The following is a 23078-nucleotide window of genomic DNA, read 5'->3' as shown; positions in this document are numbered from 1 at the left end:
GGACGTCAGGGGGCTGCCTGGGCGTTCAGCTGATCAACGGATGAAATAGATCGTGGCAAACAGGGCGATCCACACGATGTCGACAAAGTGCCAGTAGTACGAGACGACGATCGCGGCGGTGGCCTGGGCGGGCGTGAACTTGCTGACCTTGGTGCGGGCGATCAGGAAGACGAACGCGATGAGACCGCCGATGACGTGGAGACCGTGGAATCCCGTGGTCATGTAGAACACCGAGCCGTACACGCTGCTCGAGATGGACGTGCCGTGCTCGACGAGGTGCACGTACTCGTATCCCTGGCCGAGCACGAAGAACGTGCCCATGGCGAGGGTGAGGAGGTACCAGCGGCGCAGACCGAAGACATCACCGCGCTCGGCCGCGAACACGCCCATCTGGCACGTGAACGACGACGCGATCAGCACGAGCGTCACCGGCACGGCGAGGAAGAGGTTCAGCTCGGTCGGCTCCGGCGGCCAGTTTCCATTCGCCTGGGCTCTGGCCACGAAATACATGGCGAAGAGCCCTGCGAAGAACATGAGCTCACTTGACAACCACACGATGGTGCCAACGCTGACCATGTTTGGTCGGTTCAGCGAGTGCACGCGTTGGGTGATTGCTGATCCTGAAGTCCCTACTGCGCTCGTCACAGACAGAAGTATGACGCTTCGTCGTAAGAGACGACTACCCGGGTCCACCCTCGGCGCGCCGACGCGTCCCGCTTGTCCGATTCTGCCTGCTGACACGCTGGTGGCGGGGCATGAAAGGGTGGAGGAATGCGAACTCGTGACAACAGTACGGGGTGGTTGCGGAGACTGTTCGGCGGCGGCAGGTCGGCGCCTCCGCTGGACCCGGACCGGGAAGATCTCGTCGTGGTCGCCTCCTGCTTCGACGACGTGGAGGCGTGCTCGACCACGCTCGAACGCGCGGCCTCGGAGACCCCGGTGTGGCAGGCCGGCGAGGAGGCCGTGCTGCGTCACCATTTGCGGCTGCCGGCGACCACGGTCGGCGAGGCGGAGTCCATTGCCGCGCAGGACGGATACCGGCCACGGCGCACCGGCGTCGCGGTTGCCGACACCCCCGGCGCGGCCGAGGGGACCGTGGAGTTGGTGTTACAACGGGTCCAGGTGCTGGACGCGCTGCACTGTTCCCAGGAACGGTCGAGAATGGCCGGGCTGGCACAGCGTCTCGGTGGGGACGTCGCGGGGTGGGACGCAATGCAACCGGTGCGCGAGATGGATACGCAAGGCAACTAGGCTGCGGAGAGCGGATCACACGAGTACACATCGCTACGAGTTTCGAGGGGACACGACGATGCAGAGCCCGACCGTGCAGGGCCCGGACGCCCAGGGGACGAACGACACGACCCCGCCGGTCCGCACGTGGCCGTCGGTTCTCGGGGCGCTCACCGAAGGACGCGACCTGTCGGTGGAAGACGCGACGTGGGCAATGGACGAAATCATGTCCGACAATGCCACGTCCGCCCAAATCGCCGCGTTCGGTGTCGGCCTCAAGATGAAGGGTGTCGTTCCGGAAGAACTGCGCGGACTGGCCGACTCGATGCTGGGCCATGCGCGCAAGGTGCCGGTCGATGCCAATGTCGTGGACATCGTGGGTACCGGTGGCGACCGGTCCAACACCGTCAACATCTCCACGATGGCGTCGATCGTGGTGGCCGCCAGCGGCATTCGGGTGGTGAAGCATGGAAACCGGGCTGCCTCCTCGAAAAGTGGCGGCGCCGACGTACTCGAAGCACTCGGAGTCCGGATCAACTTGGGGCCCGACGAGGTGGCACGCTCCTTGCGCGAGGTCGGTATCGGTTTCTGCTTCGCGCCGGTCTTCCATCCCGCCCTCCGGTTCGCGGCGGCGCCGCGTAAGGAAATCGGCATTCCGACGGTGTTCAATGTGCTGGGGCCTCTCACCAATCCGGCGCGGCCGCGCGCGGGACTCATCGGCTGCGCGTTCCTCGATCTGATCCCGGTCGTCGCCGGGGTGCTGGCGCAGCGCGGTAACTCCGCACTCGTGGTGCGCGGGGATGACGGCCTCGACGAGCTGACCACATCGAGCACGTCGACCGTGCATCTCGTGTCCGAGGGATCGGTGACGGTGCGTCAGCTCGATCCTCGCGATCTCGGTATAGCCCGGGTGTCGCTGGACGAGCTGCGGGGTGGGGACGCCGAAGCGAACGCGCTGGTGGCACGGCGCCTCCTCGACGGCGAGGCCGGCCCGGTGCGTGACGCGGTGCTGCTCAACGCTGCCGGCGCCATCGCGGCCTTCCGTGGTCTCGGCGACCGCCCGCTCGAAGAAATCTTGGCCGAGGGTATTACGACTGCAGCTCAGGCAATCGACAGCGGGGCGGCGGCGGCACTTCTGGCGAAGTGGGCCGCAGTCACCTCGGCGATGACGGCGACCAAGTAGCGCGCCCGCCCGGCGCCGGTCATTCGCCGATGGAGAATCCGGCCTCGACATCGGCGCTCGAATAGGACTGGAACGCGATGTGCGTTGCCGTCCTGGACACTCCGTCGACCTTGTTGATCCCCTCGGTGACCACTTCGGCGATCTTCGCGTGGTCCCGGACCCGCACGATTGCGATCAAGTCGATGTCGCCGGCGCAGGAGTAGACCTTGTCGACGCCGTCGATATCGGCGACGGCTTGCGCTGTTTCCGGGATGCGGCGGGCTTCGGCGTGGATCAGGACGATGGCGTTGATCATGAGTGCCACCCTATGTGGTGGTGAACAGCGTCGGGCACAGGCGCTCGGGACTCCGGTTCGGGTGTCGGTTCACTGCCGGCGCGGGCCCGCTCGCACCACTCCGCCCACGATCCGGCCCCTCGCGCGGGTTCGCAGTATCCCGCGGAGGCACTGACTATGCGGGTGCCCTCGCTATCGAGCCAACGGGCCAGCAGGCCGGCTTCCTCGGGCGAGGCCCCGCGGAGCGGCGCATCATCCGGAACGACGGTCTCGGCAGCGAGCACCAGAGCCTCGACCACCGGCATCGGGTGTATTCCGCGCCGCGCACGCCCGGAGGATGCGAGCCGGCCGTGCCGGATCACCGCGAACTCCCAGCCTCCGGTGGCGGCCGGGCGGGCCGCCACGATCTCCTCGAGCGCGGTGAGGGCAGCCAGCCGTTGCATCCTGCGCAATGCGAGGGCCACGTCGGCAGTGCGGTCGCGCAGCCGGGCGGCGTTCTCGAACAACTCGCTCGCCGCGAGCCCGTCCAGCCGTGTGCGCATCCGCCGCAGTGGCGTGTCGTCGACGCCTCGCAGCAGGTGACGGAAGAGTCGGGGGCCGGGGCTGTAGTCGTCCTCGGTCTTCAGACCCTGCACGGCCGCCGGGCACCGGGCGAGTTCGCGCGGCGGACATTGCGGTCCATGCTCCCGTCCTTTCGGTATCCGGGTGGTACAGGTTCGCAAGACGCAGTACTCGGCGAGCGTCTCCGCGACCTCGACCGCGGTGGAGCGGGACCGGAACGGGCCGAGTGAATCCGGAGTGGGAGTGCGTACGACGGACAGTCGGGGAAAGGCCTCGACTGTGAGTGTGATCCACCATCCGCGCTTCGGATACTTCGACCGCCGGTTGTACGGCGGCGTGTGTGCGGCGAGTAGGCGCAGTTCGCGGACACCGGCCTCGAGCGCGTGCGAGCACTCCACATGATCGATCCGGGTGGTGAGCGCCACCATCTCCTTCATCCGTCCGCGCGTCTCGGACCCGGTGAAGTAATTGCGTACCCGGCGCCGCAGGTCTGTCGCCGTTCCGACGTAGAGCACCTCGTCCGAGGGGCCACGGAACAGGTACACCCCCGGGGCATGCGGTAGGTGACTGGCGAGGGTGCGCTTGGCTCGCTGGTGGGAGGAGACGTCGGGAAGGTAATCGACGAGTTCGGTGAGGCTGTGCACTCCCTGGTTGCCGACCCGATCGATCAGAGCGTGCAGGACGTCGACGGTGGCGCGGGCGTCGTCGAGTGCGCGGTGAGTGGGCTGTGTGCTGACGTCGAAGAGCCGGGCAAGGGAGGACAGCTTCACCGACGGCGCTTCGTCGCGGGTGAGGACGCGGCGCGCCAGCTTGACCGTGCACAGCACCGTGAACTTGGGCCAGGGGGTGTCGGTGGCCGCCGCGGCGGCCTTGAGGAAACCGGTGTCGAAGGGAGCGTTGTGCGCAACCAGCACCGAGCCTCGTGCGAATTCCAGAAAGGCAGGCAGTACGCGCTCGATACGCGGGGCGTCCACGACCATCGCCGTGGTGATTCCGGTGATCTCCACGATGTGCGGCGGGATGGAGCGACCCGGATCCACGAGGGTGGCCATCTCGCCGAGTACTTCGCCCCCGCGCACCTTCACGGCGCCGATCTCGGTAATCGCGTCCTCCCCGGGCCGTCCACCGGTCGTTTCGAGATCGACGATCACGAAGGTGGTATCTCGCAGCGGGGTGTCGAGCTCGTCGAACCTCAGTTGCTCGAACTTCGGTTGCACGAATTTCGGTAACTCGGGTACGCCGGAAACTCTCACAGCCCGGAGCGTATGGGCGGGTACCGACAAGCCACTTCCGGCGAACACTTCGGGGGCGGGGAGACGAGGATCACACTGCCTTTTCCCGGCTCGTCCCAGAGTGCAGTAGCGGGCAGCGATTGTCGCGCAGTGGGTGTGCCTCGGGCGGACGACGACAGGTGTTCGGCCTCGGCGACGCGTCGTGGGTCTCGTATCGCGGAAGGGTATGTGAAGTGCAGGGATGCGGGGTCGGCGAAGGCTCGTCGCGAAAGGGTCGGGCGAAATCGCCACAGCCGCTATCGAAAAGAGATCGGAAACCAACCGGCTGTTATCTCGCTGTTATCGGAACCCGGTACAGGCGCCCGCGGCGGGTTTCCCTGCGTCCGATGGGCAATCTTCGCGTGTCCCGGTCGACATCCGGGTACTCCATTTCGTAACCTACCTGAGACCTAGCGGAGTCTTGCCGCCCCACACCGGGACAGCATCGCTAGTCACCGCCTAATCGGCTTCTCGTGAGAGGGCCGTACCGGGAACCCAAGTTTCCACTGGGGTGAATCCTGCCGGGACGTTCGTCGGACCGGTGGGTAGGGCTGATCTTCCCAGCCCGAACCCGTCAGCTAACTCGGTCGGCGGACGAATGGAAGAAACGGAGTACCCCTTTCGTGGCGTCACAAGTTTCCAAGCGGAATGTGCGGCGGGCAATCGTCGCCAGCGCTCTTGCAGTAGGTGCGCTCACCGCTACCGCAGCCCCGGCCGCTGCGGACCCCATCACCATCCCCGGAATCGGAACCTTCGAGATCCCGGGCGTCGTCATCCCGCAGGTCCCCGGAGCGCCCGCGCTGCCCGCGCCGCCCGCGTCCTCCACCGGTGACAAAGCTGTTCAGGCAGCTCAGAGCAAAATCGGTGCCCCATACGTCTACGGCGCCGCCGGTCCCAATGCGTTCGACTGCTCCGGTCTCGTGCAGTGGGCGTTCAAGCAGGCCGGACTCAACCTGCCGCGCACCAGCTACGACCAGGCCGCGGCCGGGACTCCCGTCGCGCAGGCCGATCTTCGTCCCGGCGACGTCGTGTCCTTCTACGGTGGGTCGCACTCCGGTATCTACGCCGGCAACGGCAACGTGATCCACGCCTCGACCGAGAGCCAGCCGGTCAAGTTGGCGCCCATCGCGTCGATGCCTTTCGACGGCGCACGCCGCTACTGATCCAGCCGCGTGGCACACGCATCTCCGGGACTCGTCCGGGCATGTACGGGGTAGCTTCGCAGGATCGCGCACGACCACCGAGGGTGGGTTCGAATCGCCATTCGAACCCACCCTTTGTGACATCTCGGCGCCCTGTCACCGTCGGAAATGCGCCCCGTTGTCGACTGTGCCACGAGGCTGCGTCGGAGGTGGACACGAACGTATGCCATTCCGTAACCTATCCGAGACCTTGCGAACTCATGTCACCCGAACCGGACGACAACGCGGGTCGCCACCTCTTCAGCATTCCGTGGCCGTGCGCGACCGCGGACCCTCGTGTCGCGCATCGCATCGCGTCTCGGGTGGTGGAGATCGATGAACGGAGAACCGCATTCCGTGGGCTCGAACAAGATGAAGCGCTCGCTGCGCAGCATGCTGACCGTGGGCGTCCTGTCCTTGACACTCACCTCTCTGCCCACCGTGTCGGCGGGCGCGGACCCGGTGGTCACCAACCCAACGGAGGCACTGGCCAAACTCGGTGATCTCTCCCGGCAGTCCGAGCAGACGTCCGAGGCACTCCACAACGCGCAGATCGACCTCGACGCCAAGTTGGCGGCACAACGTGACGCCGAGGCGAAGCTCGCCGGTGATCAGGGGGCTCTCGACGCCGCCAAAGCGCGCATTGCGGTGTTCGAGCCGGTGGTGAACAAATTGGCGACAGCCAATTACCAGGGAGCCCGCACCAATCGGCTCTTCGCGGTGATGGTCAGTGATTCGCCGCAGCAACTTCTGGACCAGATGTCGGCTCTCGACGTCATCTCCAACGAGACCCGCAACCAGGTCGCGCAGTTCCAGGCAGCGACGTCGGATGCGGCGAAGGCCGCGGAAGCATCGAAGCAGTCCGCGGACGCCGCCCGGTCCGCAACCGAAGAAGCCAAGGCGCTCAGCGACGATTTGCAGCGCAAGCAGAGTGACCTGCAGGCGCAGATCGGTGAGGTGATGAAGGCGTTCGGTGACCTCACGGGCGCCGAGCGCGACCAGTTGGCCGGTACCCCGTTCCCCCCGGGATTCGATCCGAACACGATCCTCGCCCACCTCACCCCGGGCTCCGGGTCGAGCGCACTCCAGGCCGGGATGACCCGCATCGGCGACCCGTATGTCTGGGGTGCCACCGGTCCGAACGAGTTCGACTGTTCTGGTCTCGTGGTGTGGGCTTACAAGCAGGTCGGGAAGACGTTGCCGCGGTCGAGTCAGGCGCAGGCAGGCGGGGGCACCCCGGTGTCGCGCGATCAGCTCCAGCCCGGCGATGTGGTCCTCTTCTACGACGACGCCTCTCACGTCGGCCTGTATGCGGGCAACGGCAACATCCTGCACGCGTCCACATTCGGTGTCCCGGTAAAAATCGAGTCGATGGCCAGGTTCCCGTTCTACGGAGCACGCCGCTACTGACGGTGACCGTCCCGCCACCGTTCGAGGTCATGCTCATACACTCACCGGCGTGCCTGAATCAGAGCCGGCGACCGCCGGGGAGCCGACATCACGCCGCCGGACGCGTCCCTGGGAACTCGCCGCCCTGGTGGGACTCGTTCTCGCCGTCCTCGTCGTACTGGCTTTGACTGCATTCTCGCGAACCGGCGAACGCACGGACGGCGCCGTCGGCAACGCCGACACCGCGGAGCAGAGCCGTCGCATCGCGGTGCAGGCCCTCCTGGATCGATGGGCGGAGGCAGTTCGCTCGAACGATCCGGCAGCCTTGTCACAGCTGATGGATGCGTCGGCATCACCCGGATTTCTCGCTGCAGAGACGCGGCGAGCCGCGAATCTCGCGGCTGTCGAATTCTCGGACTGGGGATACGAGCTCGCCGACGGTACCGCGACCGAGGTGCCGGAGAGTCTGGTCGACGCGCTCGGCGCCGACGAAGTGTGGTCACCCGCGGTTCGACTCCGCTATGCGATCGCGGACGTCGACGTGCTTTCCACCCGTAAACCAGTGTCACTGGTCGTCGCCCGGCGCGGTGATCGTTGGACCCTGGTGAGCGACAACGCCACAGTGGACGGGGATCATCGGACTTGGCGTGGGCCGTGGGATTTCGGCCCCGTGGTGTCGCGCCGCGTGGACACAGGCGACGGACTGACGTCGGTGGTGCTGGGGCACCCCGACAACGCCGCAATGGTGGACCGGCTGGCCGAAGAACTCCCGTCTGCGGTGGTCAACGTCACGCAATTGTGGGGGCCGGACTGGGCGGGCAGGACGCTCGTGTGGGTGGCGGCGTCGCAAGACGAGTTCACGGCGCTGGTCGGCCCGGATCACGACGGACGTGACATTGCCGCCGTCGCGATCTCGGATGCCGTCGACCCGGAGGCAGCAGGGGTGAGCGGCCAGCGAATCGTGTTCAGCCCGGCGTCGGCGGAGCGCCTCACCGAGGTGACGCGCCGGGCGATCCTGCGGCACGAACTGACCCATGTGGCGGCGCGGGCCGACACGGTCGATCACTCGCCGATGTGGGTGCTCGAAGGGTACGCGGAGTACGCGGCATACCGCGGTTCCGACGAGGAGAAACGCCGGATCGCACCCGCGCTCACGGCGCTGGTGGACGAGGAAGGCGCACCGCAGGAGTTCCCCCGTGACGAGGACTTCTCTGCGGCAGGTGAGCGCGGGTCCATCGCCTACGAGACGGCGTGGTCCCTCAACGCGTTCGTGGCAGAGGAATTCGGTGAATCGAACGTGACGCAGCTGTATCGTGCGTTGGCTGTCGGGGAGAGTGACCCCGTGCAGGTCGACGACACACTGGCCGAGGTCCTCGACGTCGATGCCGATCAATTCCGGGACGAGTGGGCCGACTGGGTGGGCGCCCGACTGGGGTGACCCTGCGTCGCCCAGCGCCTGGTCAACCGCCTACGGTGGTCACATGCGTCGAACCCTGTTGGTGACGAACGATTTTCCGCCCCGCCCGGGTGGTATCCAGTCGTACCTGCACACCTTCGCCAAGCACTTTCCGGCGGACGACTTGGTGGTGTATGCCCCGCGGTGGCGGGGCGACTCGCATGTCACCTTCGATGCACGACAGCCTTTTCCGGTGGTACGCCATCCCACCACGCTGATGGTGCCGACACCGTTCGTGGCCCGGCGCGCCGCGCGGCTGATCGAGGAGTACGGGTGCGCGAATGTGTGGTTCGGGGCCGCCGCGCCACTCGCCTTGCTCGCTCCGACGCTTCGCCGTGCGGGCGCGCAGCGCGTCATCGCCAGCACGCACGGGCACGAAGTGGGCTGGTCGATGCTGCCCGCCGCGCGGCAGGCGTTGCGGCAGATCGGTGAGCAGACGGACGTTGTCACCTACGTGAGCCGCTACACCCGTGGCCGCTTCGCGTCCGCATTCGGTGCGGGCGCCGCGCTCGAGCACGTGCCGCCGGGGGTCGACACGGAGCGGTTTGCGCCCGACAGCGGCGCTCGCACGGAATTGCGGGCCCGGTACGGGCTGGGGGAGCGGCCGACTGTCCTGTGCCTGTCGCGTCTGGTGCCGCGCAAGGGGCAGGACGTTCTCATCCGGGCCCTTCCGGCCATCCGTGAGCACATCGACGGTGCGGTACTCGTGATCGTCGGTGGTGGGCCCTACGAGGACCGCCTCCGGTCCATTGCCCGGGCGGTGGGTATGGAGGACCACGTGGTGTTCACCGGAACGGTTCCGTCGGCCGAACTGGCGGCACACCATACGATCGCCGACGTGTTCGCCATGCCGTGCCGCACACGGGGCGCGGGACTGGACGTGGAAGGCCTGGGGATCGTCTTTCTCGAAGCATCCGCCAGTGGAGTTCCCGTGGTCGCGGGACAGTCGGGTGGTGCACCGGAAACGGTGCGCCAGAACGAGACCGGGCTCGTCGTCGACGGCACGTCGGTGAACGAGGTGGCCCGTTCGGTGATTGCGGTTCTCGCCGACCGAGATCGCGCGGCCGCCATGGGTGCGGCCGGACGCGAATGGGTCAAGGCGGAGTGGCGATGGGACGTACTCGCCGCCCAGCTGCGGGCACTGCTGGCGTGACCGCTCGTGAGTACTTCTCAACCGCGGGCGGTTGAGAAGTACTCACGAGCCGGAGGGCACTACTTGGCGTAAATGGCGGCGATCTCCTCGGAGAAGCTTTCGTGCACGACGTTCCGCTTGAGCTTCATCGTGGGCGTGAGTTCCCCTGTCTCCTCGGTGAAGTCGACGGGCAGGACACGGAACTTCTTGATCGCTTCCGCGTGCGAGACGAGTTTGTTGGCTTCGGCGACCGCCTCGTCGATCTCGGCCGTGAGATCGGCGTCGGCGAGCAGATCGCCGACCTTGGTCTCGGCGGGCTTGCCGTTGCGCTCGTTCCACGCGGGGAGGGCGTCGGCGTCGATCGTGATCAGAGCGCCGATGAACGGCTTCTGGTCGCCGACGACGATGGCCTGGCTGATGAGCGGGTGCGCGCGAAGGTGATCCTCGAGCTGCGCGGGGGACACGTTCTTTCCACCGGCCGTGACGATGATCTCTTTCTTGCGGCCGGTGATCGTGATAAAACCGTCCGAATCGACCGACCCGAGGTCGCCGGTGTGGAACCAGCCGTTGTCGAGTGCCTCGGACGTGGCGGCCTCGTTGCGCCAGTATCCGTGGAACACCACCGGTCCCGACAGCAGGATCTCGCCGTCGTCCGCGATGCGGACCGAGTTTCCTGCGAGGGGTTTGCCGACCGAACCGACCTTCTGTTCGCCGATCGTGTTGACTGCGAATGCCGCTGAGGTCTCGGTGAGACCGTAGCCTTCGTAGATCGTGATGCCGATGCCGCGGAAGAAGTGACCGAGCCGGGCGCCGAGCGGGGCGCCGCCCGAGATCGCCAGCTGACACTTTCCGCCCAGCGCCGCGCGTAGTTTCGAGAACACCAGCTTGTCGAACAGTGCATGCTTGGCCTTGAGGACCAGTCCCGGCCCGCCCTTGTCCTGAGCTTCGCTCCAGGCGATGGCCGTCTCGGCGGCCGCGTCGAAAATCTTGCCCTTGCCCTCGCCGTGGGCCTTGGCGCGGGCACTGTTGTACACCTTCTCGAAGACACGGGGCACCGACAGGATGAAGTCGGGGCGGAACTCGCCGAAAGTGGGGACCAGGTTCGGGATGTCGCTCGTGTGTCCGAGCGCAGCACCGGCGTCGAACGATGCGATGCTCACGGCCCGCGCGAGTACGTGCGCCATCGGGAGGAACATCAGCGTGCTCACACCGGGGGACTTCAGCAGGGTGCCGAGGCTCGAGTCGAGGATGCCCTTCGACTCGGCGATCAGATTCGAGTGCGTCAGCTGGCAGCCTTTGGGGCGACCGGTGGTACCGGAGGTGTATATGAGAGTCGCGGGGTCGCTCGACTTCAGAGCCGCGACCCGGGCCTCGATCTCCGCGTCCGGGACGTCGATGCCGAGCGTGGTCAGTTCGTCGACGACGCCGCGCTCACCGCCGGCCGCCTCGATCTGGTAGACCCCACGCAGCGCCGACGCCTCGGCGGCGACCTCCTTCACGGTTGCCGCATGCGTGGCGTTCTCGACAATCAACTGGGTGGCTTCGGAATCGCCGAGGATCCAGCGAACCTGATCCGTCGAGGATGTTTCGTAGATCGGGACGGTAACGCCGCCGGCGGACCAGATGGCGAAGTCGAGGAGCGGCCACTCGTACCGGGTGGCGGACATCAACGCGACCCGATCACCCTGCTGGACGCCCAGGGCGACAAGGCCCTTCGCGACCGCGGTGACCTGTGCCGCGAAATCTGCGGCCGTGACATCGGTCCAGCTTCCCGCGACCTTCCGCTTGTACACGACCAGCGCCGGACGGGCCGCTGCGTGGGCGAACACCGAGTCGACCGCGGACGCGTCCTCCGCGATCGTGAACGACTGTGGCGCGCTGAACTCGGGCACGAAAAACCTCCGACGCTGAAAGATACTGACGAGTAGGATTGTCTGGCCCAACTTTAGACCTTCGCCTGCACCTCGCTGTCCCAGCCCGACGGACCCCTGCTCAGAGCCTGCTCTCGGCCACCGGAGCGACCACGCGGCGATCGTGGCGCGGCAGTGTGTGAAGCTAGTCGCTGTGAGCAGTATTCAGGTCGCAGACCAGACGTTCGTTGCGGCGCCACCCGCGCAGGTAGCGGCGGCGATTGCCCCGCCCACCCGCTGGCGACGGTGGTGGCCCGACCTCACTCTGTCCGTCCGCGAGGACCGTGCCGACAAGGGGATCCGGTGGGTCGTGGCCGGGTCCCTCACCGGAACGATGGAGGTGTGGCTCGAACCGGTGCTCGACGGGGTGATCGTCCACTACTTCCTGCATGCCGAACCGGCCCGGAGCGAGGGCGACGGTTCACCCGACCTGGCCGCACTGAACCGTCGCCGCCGTGTCGAGGGGAAAGTGATGTCCTTCGAGGTCAAGAAGGAACTGGAAGCGGGTCGCGCACCCGGGGAACCACCATCCTGACCTGGCGCCCTTTCCCGGGGGCGCCGTCAGCATTGTGTCCGAGCACAGGAATCGTGTGTGATAGTCGGGCACGACACAGTCACGGAACCAGGTAACAGTGTGGCCCGGCCATCGGCGCGCGGGTTCGCACACGCGAAAGGAAGCGTTCAGTCCATGCCCGAGAGGACCAAGAGGTCGATCAGTATCGAGGCGCCGGCCGCTCGGGTGATGGATGTGATCGCCGACTTCGACGCGTATCCGGCGTGGGTGACGGCAGCGAAATCCGTGGAGGTACTGGACCCGGGGCCGAACGGCAGGGCCGATCGGGTGCGCTTCGTCCTCGATGCGGGAATGGTCAAGGACACCTATGTGCTCCGCTACCAATGGGCGCCGGACGGCAAGGCCGTGAGCTGGGAGCTCGAGTCGGGCGAGATACAGAAGGCGCAATTCGGTTCGTATGTGCTCGAGGAAGAATCGGGCGGCAGTACCACCGTCACCTACGAACTGACCGTGGACCTCACCATCCCGATGATCGGCCTGTTCAAGCGCAAGGCCGAAAAGGCCATCACCGATACAGCGCTCAAGGAACTGAAGAAGCGGGTGGAAGGCTGATCAGCGAGGGCGGTAGCGGTCCCGCACGGGTCCAGTTCTTCGTTGGCAAGGGCGGTGTGGGTAAGACCACACTCGCTGCCGCGACGGCGCGGGCGGCTGCGGACAGTGGTAGTCGGACACTTCTCGTTTCCCTCGATCAAGCGCATTCACTCGCCGACGTCCTCGGTGTCGGGTCGGCACGGGACCTCGTGTCGGTGGCCGAAAGTCTCGACGTGCTCGAACTGGACACTCTCGCCGTGCTGGAAAGGCGCTTCAGGAGCGTGTCGGCACTGATCGCCGCCGCAGGCAACCACGACCACGGCGCGCAACTGTCGGCACTGGAGCCCGAGGAGTTGACGGGGCTGCCGGGTGTGCAGGACGTGCTGGGTTTGCGGGAGGTCGTCGGCTTCGCCACCAGCGGGCGGTACGACACCGTCGTCGTGGACTGCCCACCCACCGCGGATGCCCTGCGGATGCTCGACGCTCCTGCGATGACCCTCGACTACATCGAGCGGGTGTGGCCGCAGCATCGGCGGATGATCGCCCTGGTGGGCACGGATCCGCGGCTGGTCATGCTGGTCTCGTTGCTCGAGCAGGTGGTCTCCGCCGTCGGCGAGGTCCGGGCGTTGCTGACGAACCGCTCGAAAACCACTGTGCGCCTGGTGACCGCGCCCGAGCGGGTGGTGCTCACAGAAACTCGCCGCACCTTGGCCGCGGCGGCGCTCTCGGACCTGCGGGTCGATGCCATCCTCGTGAACAACCTTCTGCCGCAGTTCGATTCGACTGATCAGGGAGATGGTCCCGGAGTCGCCTGGCTGACGCGGCGACGGGCGCTCCAGCAGAGGGTGCTCGCCGAGCTCACCGCGTCGGTCGGAGCGACCGTGATCCGCACGGTGACCCGTTCGGTGACGGAGCCGGTAGGGTTGGCCGATCTCGGCGATATCGCCAGGGAGTTGTATACCGACGGCGTGGACGCGGTTGCGGTGCTGGGGAAGAACCCCCCTGCAGTGCGGGTGGGGCTGGAATCGGGGGCCGGTGTGGATTCTGTGTACACGATGCGGATGTATCTGCCGCTCGTGAATCCGTCGACTCTCACCTTGGGTCGAGTGGAGGACGATTTGGTGGTGGGTGCCGAAGGGGTGCGCCGGCGAATACGCCTCGCCTCCGTCCTACGCCGATGCGTCGTTGCAGGCGCGGAACTGGACGGCACCGACCTCGTGGTGCGCTTCACCCCCGACCCTCAGGTGTGGCCGGTATGAACGACGATCACGCCCAACTCGTCGCGGAACTGCGGGCGCTGGCCGAAAATGCCCTGGAGCGACTCGAACCCATCCTGCAGCGCGCCGCGGCACCCCACGCGCAGGACGGGCCGAACGATCCGGCGGCGGGCACCGGCGAGTGGTCGGGGTGCACGTGGTGCCCGGTCTGTGCGCTCGCGGCGTTGATTCGCGGTGAACAGCACGACCTCGTGACACTTCTGGCGAATCAGGGGACCGTGCTCATCGCGGTTCTCCGGCAGATACTCGACGAGCATCGTGTGCACGACACCCCGGACCCCCCGTCGGGTGGCGCCGAGGACGCAGCACGCGATCCCGCCGGCTCGGCGTTCGTCCCCATTTCGGTCACCATCAAGCAGTGACCGCCGGCGCCCTGTCCGCAGATCTCGTGCGCGCGGGCGGCCCGGCGTGGGCACAATCATGTCCATGAACAACGGCGCGGGCAGCGACACGGGTGGCAGCTCGCCACTGACCATCGGCATCGACGTCGGCGGGACCAGCATCCGTGCCTCGGTGGTCGATGCGAGTGGCGAGGTTCTGGACTCGCTCCAGTCGCCGACACCGGCGTCCGCGAAGGCTCTCGAGAACGGCCTCGACCGGGCCGTACGGGAGCTGTCGGGGCGACACAGTATCGCCGCTGTCGGGCTGGCGGTCGCCGGATTCATCACCCCGGACCGCACCACGGTGCGGTTCGCGCCCCACCTGCCCTGGGTGGGTGCACCGGTAGGGCGGGACCTGGGCGAGCGGCTGGGCCTCCCGGTGATCCTCGAGCACGACGCCAATGCCGCCGCATGGGCCGAGCACCGTTTCGGCGCTGCGGCCGGAGGTCGGAACGTGGTGATGCTCGCCGTCGGGACGGGCATCGGGGCCGCGCTCCTCGCGGACGGGCAGCTCTACCGCGGCAGCCATGGTGTCGCTCCGGAGCTCGGGCACATTCAAGTCGTTCCGGGCGGCCGTCCGTGCGCGTGTGGGAAGCGCGGGTGCTGGGAGCGGTACTGCAGCGGCACGGCCCTCGTCGACACGGCGATCGAGCTGCTGGCCGCCGACCCGACGACCTCGACCATCCTCGCCCGTGAAGTCGCCGTCGATCCGGGTGCGCTGACGGGACGCCGGATCGCAGGCGCCGCCCAGGACGGGGACCCCCTTGCCCAACAGACGATGCGGGAATTCGCGCGCTGGCTCGGGGTGGGGCTGGCACTGATCGGCGACGTGTACGACCCCGATCTCATCGTGATCGCAGGCGGCGTGGCAAGCTCGTCCCCGTTGTTTCTCGACGCGGCACGCGAGCACTACGCTGCATTGACCACCGGCGCGGGCCATCGGCCGTTGGCACGAATCCGGTCCACTCAACTGGGTGAGGCAGCGGGCATGATCGGTGCCGCGGAGCTCGCCCGGGCCGTCCTGCCCGACCGGGTAGGTTGACTCCTCTTCGACACCTGTAAACCTGCAGTGTGATGCTGTGCGGGGTACCAGGGCGTATGTAGCGGCCCTCACCTACCCGAAGTAGAGTCGACCCGAACGAAGCTTGGGTTGAAACGGGAGGGACGCCATGTGGTACTGGCTCTTCAAGTACGTGTTTTTGGGGCCGGTTCTCTGGGTGTTGGGTAGGCCCACGGTGGAGGGAACGGAGAACATTCCGGCCGAGGGTGGTGCCATCTTGGCGAGTAACCATCAGGCAGTGCTGGATTCGTTCTTCCTTCCGTTGCGTGTCTCGCGCAGGATCACCTTCCTCGCGAAGAGTGAGTACTTCACCGGGACGGGACTGAAGGGCGCCTTCCAGCGCTGGTTCTTCTCCGTCGCCGGGCAGGTGCCGATCGACCGCACCGGGGCCGACGCCGCGCAGGACGCACTGAATGCCGGTCTGCGCGTGTTGTCGCAGGGGAAGTTGCTGGGCATCTATCCGGAGGGCACCCGTTCTCCGGACGGCCGGCTCTACAAGGGGAAGACCGGACTGGCGCGGTTGGCGCTCGAGTCCGGTGTGAAGGTCATCCCGGTGGCCATGATCGGAACGGCGAAGGTCAACCCGATCGGTTCGCGGCTCTGGCGTCCCGCGAAGGTGACCGTCCGGATCGGGGAGCCGATCGACTTCTCCCGGTTCGAGGGAATGGGCGGCAATCGGTTCGTCGAGCGGGCCGTCACCGACGAGGTGATGTACAAGCTGATGAAGCTGTCCGGTCAGGAGTACGTCGACATCTACGCGGCGACCCTCAAGAAGTCGACGTCGACCGGCCCGACTGCGGTGCCGGAGGCAGGACTCGCCCCGGCCACCGATGTCACTCGGATGCCGGACACACGCGCGAGCTGACTTGCCACGGCCTCAGGACATGGGGACGGACACGTCGCCTCAGGACATGGGGACGGACACGTCGCCGGACGGTGTCCGGCGTTCGTCCCCGTCCGGCCGGGATGCGGCCGTGCCGAAGGTGACGAACGCCACGGCTACCACAGCGAGGCCCCACCACACGTAGGACGACGCCAGGAACTGGTCCCACACACTCCAGTGGACGCCGCTCCAACGGCCGACTCCCAGTTTCCAATGGGCGGCCACCTTGATGACGGCCAGTCCCGCGACTGCGACGAGCCCGAGCGCGATGCTGCGCCGCCGGTAGGCGAGGACCCCGAGCGTGAGGATGATCGGCACCGACCACACCCAGTGGTGTGACCAGGACACCGGGGACACCAGAAGTCCCAGCACCGCGTTCACCCCGAGCGCGAGCGCGGCCTCTCCGGCGCGGAGTGTTCCGAGCATCGCGACGATCACGAGGGCGAGAACCCCGAGGCTGAGCAGCAGCCAGATCGGGGTGCGCAACGACTCGCTCACGTCGAAACGTGCCAGCACCCCGGTGATGCTCTGATTTGCCGGATACGCGGGAGTGCCGATCCGGCCCGAGTCGAAAAGAGTGCGGGTCCAGTAGGTGACCGAGTCGCTCCACGTTGCGATCGCGCCCACCGCGCTGAATGCAACGAAGGCGGCCGCCGTCGTCACTAACGCGCGAAAGTCTCTGCGCAGCAGGAAGTACAGCACGAACACGGCGGGGGTCAGCTTCACGGCGGCGGCCAGTCCGATCAACACACCGCGGGGCAGGGGGGTGCGCTTCGCGAGGCAGTCGAACGCCACCAACGCCATCAGCAGGATGTTGATTTGCCCGTAGTCGAGAGTGGACGACACCGGTTCGAGTGCCATGGCCACGGCCAGCCCGCCGAGTGCCGTCCACACCAGGGTGGTCCGCGGCTCGATTCCGAGGGAGTCGAGAGTGACGAGGAGTGCGCCGAACAGGGCGACAAGGGACAGCACGGTCACCACCACTCCTGCGGCCTCCAGCGACACCAGCGACAGTGGACTGAAGACCACCGCCGCGAGCGGCGGATAGGTGAACGGAAGAAAGTTACCCATCTGCGTGGGTGGCATCGATCCGTAGAGAGTGGGCCCGTGGAGGAACACCGACCCGCCGAGACGGTAGACGTCCAGGTCGAGCCGGTAGTAGAAACCGAAGTCGCGCAGACCCGGCAGACCGACGAGGTTGTACGCGAAGCCGGTGACGAGTCCGGTGACGATCAGGACCCGGATCAACACACCTGCCACGCGTTGTCCCGGCGGCGTCCGCGGCGCCTCCGAGCGGTCCGCGGCAGTGCCCGCGGACCGACGACCGTCGGGGGTAGCGCTCACCAAGGTCTCCTTCAGGAGTGAGGGGTGGATCCGGTCGACGCCGACGAATGAGGCATAGTCTGCGGGCGTGCGTTACTTCTACGACTGCGAGTTCATCGAGGATGGTCGCACGATCGACCTGGTGTCGATCGGGGTGGTCGCAGAGGACGGACGTGAATTCTACGCCGTGTCCACCGAGTTCGATCCCGCGCGCGCCGGAAAGTGGGTGCGGCGGAACGTTCTGCCGAAACTGCCTCAACCGTCGTCCCCCTTGTGGAAGAGCCGCGCGCGGATCCGCGACGACCTGTACACGTTCCTGATTCCCCGACCCGGCGTGGTGCCCGAACTGTGGGCGTGGGTGGCCGCCTACGACCACGTCGCCCTGTGTCAGCTGTGGGGAGACATGACGGCGTTGCCGCAGTCGCTGCCCCGCTACACCCGAGAGCTCCGTCAGTACTGGGAGGACAACGGCAGTCCAGCCCTTCCACCTGCACCGGGAGACGCACACGACGCACTGGCCGACGCCCGGCACAACATGGCAAAGTTCGAAGCCGTGCGGGTGGCGCGGTCGCTGCGGTGACCTGACTCGCCATCCGTCCTGCCGAGCGAATATCCTGTATGGGTGAACTGGACTGTCGACGTGCCGATCGACCGCTTGCCCGAACTTCCGCCGCTTCCTTCCGTGATGCGTGAGCAGCTCGACGCTGCCCTGGCCAAGCCGGCTGCCCAGCAGCCGCAGTGGCCGGAGGGGCAGGCCGCGGCGATGCGGACCGTCCTCGAGAGCGTTCCGCCGATCACGGTCGCCAGCGAGGTCGTCGCGCTGCAGGAGAAGCTGGCGCAGGTGGCCCGTGGGGAGGCATTCCTCCTCCAGGGCGGTGACTGCGCGGAGACCTTCGCCGACAACACCGAGCCGCACATCAAGGGCAACATTCGCACGCTGCTGCAGATGGCCGTCGTCCTCACCTACGGCGCGAGCCTGCCCGTGGTCAAGGTTGCGCGCATCGCCGGTCAGTACGCGAAGCCGAGGTCGTCGAACGTGGACGCACTGGGACTGCAGTCGTACCGCGGCGACATGATCAACTCCCTCGTCGCGGACGAGGCGGTGCGGGCCCACGACCCCTCGCGGCTGGTGCGCGCCTACGCGAACGCGAGTGCAGCGATGAACCTCGTCCGCGCGCTCACCGGCGCGGGCATGGCCGATCTACACAAGGTCCACGACTGGAACCGTGAGTTCGTGGCGTCCTCACCCGCGGGTGCCCGCTACGAGGCACTTGCCGCGGAAATCGACCGTGGCCTGCAGTTCATGAACGCGTGCGGCGTCACCGATCCGAGCCTGCATCAGGCGCAGATCTTCGCCAGCCATGAGGCACTGGTCCTCGATTACGAGCGAGCGATGCTCCGTCTGGACAATGACGACGATCACCCCAAGCTGTACGACCTGTCGGCCCACTTCCTGTGGATCGGTGACCGCACCCGTCAGCTCGACGGAGCGCACATCGCCTTCGCGGAACTGGTATCCAACCCGATCGGACTGAAGATCGGTCCCAGCACCACCCCCGAGATGGCCGTCGAATACGTCGAGCGTCTCGACCCCACCAACAAACCGGGCCGGCTGACACTGATCTCCCGCATGGGTAACAACAAGGTGCGCGACCTGCTGCCGCCCATCATCGAGAAGGTGCAGGCCACCGGTCACCAGATCATCTGGCAGTGCGACCCGATGCACGGCAACACGCACGAGGCGTCCACCGGCTACAAGACCCGTCACTTCGACCGCATCGTCGACGAGGTCCAGGGTTTCTTCGAGGTCCACAACGGCCTCGGCACCTACCCGGGCGGCATCCATGTCGAGTTGACCGGCGAGAACGTCACCGAGTGCCTCGGCGGCGCCCAGGACATCTCCGACCTCGATCTTTCGGGCCGGTACGAGACCGCCTGCGACCCGAGGCTCAACACGCAGCAGTCACTCGAACTGGCTTTCCTCGTCGCGGAGATGCTGCGCGGCTGATCCGACAGAGTCAGGGCAGCGACACCAGGGTGATTGTGCTCCCGGGTTTCACCAGGTCGCCGCTGCCCGGGTTCTGGCTGATCACCACCGACCGGTCGGTGTCGGTGACTTGACGCACCTTCACCTCGAGTCCCAGTCGCGTCAGTTCGTCGCGAGCGGATCCGACGGTGCGTCCGAGCATCGACGGCACCCGCACAGCGTTGGACACCGTCAAGGTGACACTGCTGCCTGCGCTGACCTGGGTACCGGCTTTCGGGTCGGTGGCGATGACATCGCCTTCCTCGACCTTCCGGTCGAAGTCGGTGGCAGTGTCCTGCACCACGATGCCGACCGCTTCGAGGGACGCACGTGCCTCAGCCTCCGACATTCCCCGCACGTCGGGGATGTCGACGGGGGGAGCGCCCTTGCTGACGATGAGTTTTACCTGCGAGCCCGTGGGGAGTGAGGTGCCGGGCGCCGGATCGAGCGCGGCCACCGCACCGATCGGAACCTTCGCGCTGAATGCCTGACCCCCGTCGACGGGCATGAAGGTCCGGTGCCGAAGCTCCCGCTCGATCTCGGAACGATCGCCGCCGGCGGGCAGGGGAGGGACGGTCGGCTGTCCGAGTGACACGACGAGCGCGACCGTGCCGTCCCGGGAGATTCGCGAGCCGCCCGGCGGATCCGTCCCTAGCACGGTGTCGAGGGCGGCTGTATCCGAATACTCGCCGCGAATCTCCGAGGAGAGCCCTGCCGCCTCGATCGCCGACACCGCGGCACCTCGATCCAGCCCGTCGATGGCCGGGACCGCGGTGTACCGGCCGGAACCCATCCACCAGCCGCCGAACCCCACGGCGAGGGCGAGCATCAGTACCACCAGCAGCCACAGGATCGTCGTCCGCCGCGACCGCTGACGTTCGGCGGCGAAATCCGGATACCGGTACCCCTCGTCGGGTTCGTCGTCGCCGTCCGATCCGTGCCCGTCCATCGGGGGACGCGGGGTACCCGCCGTCACGATGCGGGTGTGCTGGATACCGGGCTGTCCGCTGTGGTGCGGGAGCGGTGCGTGGAGAGGAGCAGCGGGAAGGTGCGCGGTGGGTGGGGCGAGCGGGCTCGGCGGCGAGGTGAGTGGAGGTGCGCTCGCAGCGGCCGCAAGATGCTGGGCCGAGCGGCGGGGTGCGGGCACCCGGTAGGTGGGCAGCTCGAGCGCCGCCGCGATGCTACGGAGTGCCGTTCCCATCTGTTCGGCGTTGGCGAAACGGTGTGAGGGTTCCCGGTGGGTGGCCTCGGCGACGAGTTCGTCGAACTCGTGCGGAACCCCGGCGATGTACGACCCCGGTCGGGGAACGTCCTGGTTGATGCGCTGATATGCAACGGAAAGGGAGGTGTCCCCGGTAAACGGTGTGCGCCCGGTGAGAAGCTCGAACAGCAGGATCCCGGTGGAATAGACGTCGCTGCGGGTATCCGCGACCCCGGACGTGACCTGCTCGGGAGACAGGTACGCGGCGGTACCGAGAATGACGCTGTTGGACGTGGTGTTCGACGCTGCTGCGGCGCGCACCAGACCGAAGTCGGCGATCTTCACCTCGCCGCCGTCGGAAATCAGGATGTTCTCCGGTTTGACGTCCCTGTGAACGAGTCCGGCACGGTGAGCGACGGCCAGCGCATCGAGAACCGGTCCAGCCACCGCGGCCACGGCATGCGGAGGCATCGGCCCGCGCTCGCGCAACAGTTCCCTTAGCGTTCCCCCATCGACGAGTTCCATCACGAGAAAGGCGTGTTCGCGGTCGTGTCCCTGGTCGTAGACGGCGACGAGTGAGGGATGCCCCAGCCGGGCCACCGAACGGGCTTCGAACTCGAAGCGGGAGACGAAGGCAGGGTCGGCAGCGAACTGCGGGTCCATCACTTTGATGGCCACCGGACGGTCGAGGCGCATGTCGAGCCCCCGATACACGGTGGACATACCCCCACGCGCGATCAGGGCATCCACCCGATAGCGCCGGTCGAGCAGTTCGCCGATCAAACGTTGACCTCCATCGTGCACTGTGTCCGTCCCCCGTAATGTCCGCGCAGTCCGGCCACGCGCCCTCCAATCGTAGCCAGCCGGACCGACCGGTAGCGCCACGGCGGAACCGACCAGATAACGTTAGGGGAGTGAGTGCCATCCCTTACTGTGACGATGTCCTGGACCCTTCCGTCTCGCTACTACAGCTGGTGGACGTGGCGAAGTCGCTGGGTGTACCCGTCACACGTGTGCAGCAGCTTCTACGGGATGAGCAGCTGATCGCTGTTCGCCGCAACGGTGTGCTCGGCGTTCCGGAACTGTTCTTCGGTGAGGACGGGCAGACGCTGAAGTGGCTGCCCGGCCTCATCGCGGTACTACACGACGGCGGCTTCCGCGACGAGGAGATTCTGCTGTGGCTTTTCCGGGAGGACGACAGCCTTCCGGGGACGCCCGTGCAGGCGCTGCACGGGGATCTGGCTCGAGAGGTCGTTCGCCGGGCACAGGCGATGGGTTTCTGAGCGTCGTTTCACTGCGTGCCGCGTATGGGAACCGCGAGCCGGGCGAATTGGGGAATGGCGGTGGACCACCGGTTCCTGCGCGGCACCGTCGCGCGCTGGTGTAAGACGGCGTAGCCGCTGCGCTCTATTTCGTCGAGAATCCTCGAGTACAGCACGAAGGCCGTTCTGATCCCGGGCTGTACCCGGCGGTCCAGCATGCCGATGCCCGGCTCCGCATCCCGGTACACCGCCCGGGTGACCGCGATGAGGTGGGCGAGCGCACGAACGATGCGCTGATCCGTTGTTCCGGTGCGTCGGCTGGACATCAGCAGGTCGGTGTCGACACCGAAAGCTGCCAGCTCGTCAGCGGGGAGGTATACGCGTCCCCGGTCGAGGTCTTCTCCGACGTCCCGGAGGAAGTTGGTCAGCTGGAACGCTTCGCCGAGCGCAGCGGCGTGGGGCTCCGCCTCGTCCGCGGGACAGATCGTGCCGAGCACGGGCAGCATCTGCAGCCCGATCACGGCGGCGGACCCGTACATGTACTCCCGCAGTGCCGGCATCGTGGTGTACCGGGCACGGTGCGACGGGGTATCCGGAATATCCATCCGCATCGACTCGAGGAACGCAAAGAAGTATTCGGGCGCGATGTGGAAGGTCGCGACCGAGTCCAGGAAAGCGGGAAGGACGGGCGCCAGCTCGGGAACCGTTCCGGGGTCGATTGCAGTCGGGTCGTCGAATCCCGGTCGAAGCATCGATTCGATTCGATCGAGTTCTGCTGCACAGTCTTCGGTCGACCGCACGCCGCCCATCTCGACATCGACGATGTCGTCGACGGTGCGAGCGAATGCGTAGAGCGCGTGAACCGCGTTGCGGCGGTGCCTGGGAAGTAACCGGGTGGCGAGGTGGTACGTGCGTCCATGCTCCGCTGTCAGAGCACCGCAGTAGCGATAGCTCTCCACCAGCTCCGTCATGGC

22 protein-coding genes and 1 riboswitch are annotated in these 23078 nt (G+C 66.8%); of the genes, 15 read left to right on the top strand and 7 right to left on the bottom strand.

What is annotated here, in order from left to right; genetic code table 11:
• Nucleotides 1-33: 33 nt before the first annotated feature.
• Nucleotides 34-645 (bottom strand): heme-copper oxidase subunit III, encoded by a 612-nt coding sequence (locus ACH49N_RS19140; RefSeq protein WP_159921669.1) that lies wholly within the window; start codon nt 643-645, stop codon nt 34-36.
• A gap of 126 nt (nt 646-771) precedes the next feature.
• On the opposite strand from ACH49N_RS19140, the gene ACH49N_RS19135 reads away from it, so the two are divergent.
• Entirely contained in the window at nt 772-1251 is a 480-nt protein-coding gene (locus tag ACH49N_RS19135; protein ID WP_358273789.1) for a hypothetical protein, read from the top strand.
• Nucleotides 1252-1309: 58 nt separating this feature from the next.
• On the top strand, nt 1310-2413 hold the full coding sequence (trpD, locus tag ACH49N_RS19130) for an anthranilate phosphoribosyltransferase (protein ID WP_397504742.1): 1104 nt from the start codon (nt 1310-1312) through the stop codon (nt 2411-2413).
• 19 nt (nt 2414-2432) lie between these two features.
• On the opposite strand, the gene ACH49N_RS19125 is transcribed toward trpD, so the two are convergent.
• The gene (locus tag ACH49N_RS19125) at nt 2433-2708 is read right to left on the bottom strand and encodes an Lrp/AsnC family transcriptional regulator (RefSeq protein WP_109335029.1); all 276 of its coding nucleotides are present in this window, start codon (nt 2706-2708) and stop codon (nt 2433-2435) included.
• The gene (locus ACH49N_RS19120) at nt 2705-4501 is read right to left on the bottom strand and encodes a DEDD exonuclease domain-containing protein (RefSeq protein WP_397504741.1); all 1797 of its coding nucleotides are present in this window, start codon (nt 4499-4501) and stop codon (nt 2705-2707) included. The genes ACH49N_RS19125 and ACH49N_RS19120 overlap by 4 nt, the downstream gene beginning before the upstream one ends.
• A 464-nt stretch (nt 4502-4965) precedes the next feature.
• Nucleotides 4966-5128, top strand: a riboswitch (cyclic di-AMP (ydaO/yuaA leader).
• A gap of 14 nt (nt 5129-5142) precedes the next feature.
• Between ACH49N_RS19120 and ACH49N_RS19115 the strand changes: the two genes are divergently transcribed.
• From ACH49N_RS19115 to ACH49N_RS19100, 4 genes are all read left to right on the top strand, one after another.
• Complete coding sequence (locus ACH49N_RS19115; protein WP_250777104.1) at nt 5143-5682, top strand: NlpC/P60 family protein; 540 nt, start codon at nt 5143-5145, stop codon at nt 5680-5682.
• Between the two features lie 375 nt (nt 5683-6057).
• Nucleotides 6058-7110, top strand: a complete 1053-nt coding sequence (locus tag ACH49N_RS19110; RefSeq protein WP_358273949.1) for a C40 family peptidase — start codon at nt 6058-6060, stop codon at nt 7108-7110.
• Between the two features lie 49 nt (nt 7111-7159).
• Nucleotides 7160-8527, top strand: coding sequence for a hypothetical protein (locus ACH49N_RS19105; RefSeq protein ID WP_358273792.1), 1368 nt, complete (start codon nt 7160-7162; stop codon nt 8525-8527).
• A 43-nt stretch (nt 8528-8570) separates the two neighbouring features.
• Nucleotides 8571-9698 (top strand): glycosyltransferase family 4 protein, encoded by a 1128-nt coding sequence (locus ACH49N_RS19100; protein WP_159921677.1) that lies wholly within the window; start codon nt 8571-8573, stop codon nt 9696-9698.
• Nucleotides 9699-9757: 59 nt separating this feature from the next.
• Here the strand turns inward: ACH49N_RS19100 and ACH49N_RS19095 are convergent, their stop codons facing one another.
• The gene (locus tag ACH49N_RS19095; RefSeq protein WP_358273794.1) at nt 9758-11569 is read right to left on the bottom strand and encodes a long-chain fatty acid--CoA ligase; all 1812 of its coding nucleotides are present in this window, start codon (nt 11567-11569) and stop codon (nt 9758-9760) included.
• A 172-nt stretch (nt 11570-11741) separates the two neighbouring features.
• On the opposite strand from ACH49N_RS19095, the gene ACH49N_RS19090 reads away from it, so the two are divergent.
• The 6 genes from ACH49N_RS19090 to ACH49N_RS19065 all read left to right on the top strand — a co-directional run bounded on the left by ACH49N_RS19090 (nt 11742) and on the right by ACH49N_RS19065 (nt 16274).
• The gene (locus tag ACH49N_RS19090) at nt 11742-12122 is read left to right on the top strand and encodes a polyketide cyclase / dehydrase and lipid transport (protein WP_159921681.1); all 381 of its coding nucleotides are present in this window, start codon (nt 11742-11744) and stop codon (nt 12120-12122) included.
• Nucleotides 12123-12275: 153 nt separating this feature from the next.
• Nucleotides 12276-12713 carry an SRPBCC family protein gene (locus tag ACH49N_RS19085; protein ID WP_159921683.1) on the top strand — a complete coding sequence of 146 codons (438 nt, stop codon included), beginning with the start codon at nt 12276-12278 and terminating at the stop codon, nt 12711-12713.
• Nucleotides 12710-13951: an ArsA family ATPase gene (locus tag ACH49N_RS19080; RefSeq protein ID WP_397504744.1), complete on the top strand. Its 1242-nt coding sequence runs from the start codon at nt 12710-12712 to the stop codon at nt 13949-13951. Before ACH49N_RS19085 ends, ACH49N_RS19080 begins: the two co-directional genes overlap by 4 nt.
• Nucleotides 13948-14331 carry a hypothetical protein gene (locus tag ACH49N_RS19075; RefSeq protein WP_358273796.1) on the top strand — a complete coding sequence of 128 codons (384 nt, stop codon included), beginning with the start codon at nt 13948-13950 and terminating at the stop codon, nt 14329-14331. Before ACH49N_RS19080 ends, ACH49N_RS19075 begins: the two co-directional genes overlap by 4 nt.
• Before the next feature lie 64 nt (nt 14332-14395).
• Complete coding sequence (locus ACH49N_RS19070) at nt 14396-15391, top strand: ROK family protein (RefSeq protein WP_109335033.1); 996 nt, start codon at nt 14396-14398, stop codon at nt 15389-15391.
• 127 nt (nt 15392-15518) lie between these two features.
• Nucleotides 15519-16274 carry a 1-acyl-sn-glycerol-3-phosphate acyltransferase gene (locus tag ACH49N_RS19065; protein ID WP_159921687.1) on the top strand — a complete coding sequence of 252 codons (756 nt, stop codon included), beginning with the start codon at nt 15519-15521 and terminating at the stop codon, nt 16272-16274.
• Nucleotides 16275-16313: 39 nt separating this feature from the next.
• Here ACH49N_RS19065 and ACH49N_RS19060 read toward each other — a convergent pair whose 3' ends face one another.
• Nucleotides 16314-17636 carry a glycosyltransferase 87 family protein gene (locus ACH49N_RS19060; RefSeq protein ID WP_358273797.1) on the bottom strand — a complete coding sequence of 441 codons (1323 nt, stop codon included), beginning with the start codon at nt 17634-17636 and terminating at the stop codon, nt 16314-16316.
• A 67-nt stretch (nt 17637-17703) separates the two neighbouring features.
• Here ACH49N_RS19060 and ACH49N_RS19055 point away from each other — a divergent pair, with 67 nt between their 5' ends.
• Nucleotides 17704-18195, top strand: coding sequence for a polyadenylate-specific 3'-exoribonuclease AS (locus ACH49N_RS19055; protein WP_159921691.1), 492 nt, complete (start codon nt 17704-17706; stop codon nt 18193-18195).
• Between the two features lie 42 nt (nt 18196-18237).
• Entirely contained in the window at nt 18238-19623 is a 1386-nt protein-coding gene (locus ACH49N_RS19050) for a class II 3-deoxy-7-phosphoheptulonate synthase (RefSeq protein WP_109329236.1), read from the top strand.
• A gap of 10 nt (nt 19624-19633) precedes the next feature.
• On the opposite strand, the gene pknB is transcribed toward ACH49N_RS19050, so the two are convergent.
• On the bottom strand, nt 19634-21646 hold the full coding sequence (gene pknB / locus ACH49N_RS19045) for a Stk1 family PASTA domain-containing Ser/Thr kinase (protein WP_358273800.1): 2013 nt from the start codon (nt 21644-21646) through the stop codon (nt 19634-19636).
• A 110-nt stretch (nt 21647-21756) separates the two neighbouring features.
• On the opposite strand from pknB, the gene ACH49N_RS19040 reads away from it, so the two are divergent.
• On the top strand, nt 21757-22125 hold the full coding sequence (locus ACH49N_RS19040; protein WP_159921693.1) for an Rv2175c family DNA-binding protein: 369 nt from the start codon (nt 21757-21759) through the stop codon (nt 22123-22125).
• 8 nt (nt 22126-22133) lie between these two features.
• Here ACH49N_RS19040 and ACH49N_RS19035 read toward each other — a convergent pair whose 3' ends face one another.
• Entirely contained in the window at nt 22134-23075 is a 942-nt protein-coding gene (locus ACH49N_RS19035) for a phytoene/squalene synthase family protein (RefSeq protein ID WP_358273801.1), read from the bottom strand.
• Nucleotides 23076-23078 lie beyond the last annotated feature (3 nt).

Source organism: Rhodococcus sp. NPDC019647 (assembly GCF_044389235.1).
Classification (GTDB): domain Bacteria; phylum Actinomycetota; class Actinomycetes; order Mycobacteriales; family Mycobacteriaceae; genus Rhodococcus_F; species Rhodococcus_F oxybenzonivorans.
Note: the sequence above shows the minus strand (reverse complement) of the source record. Positions and strands in the feature narration are given on the sequence as shown.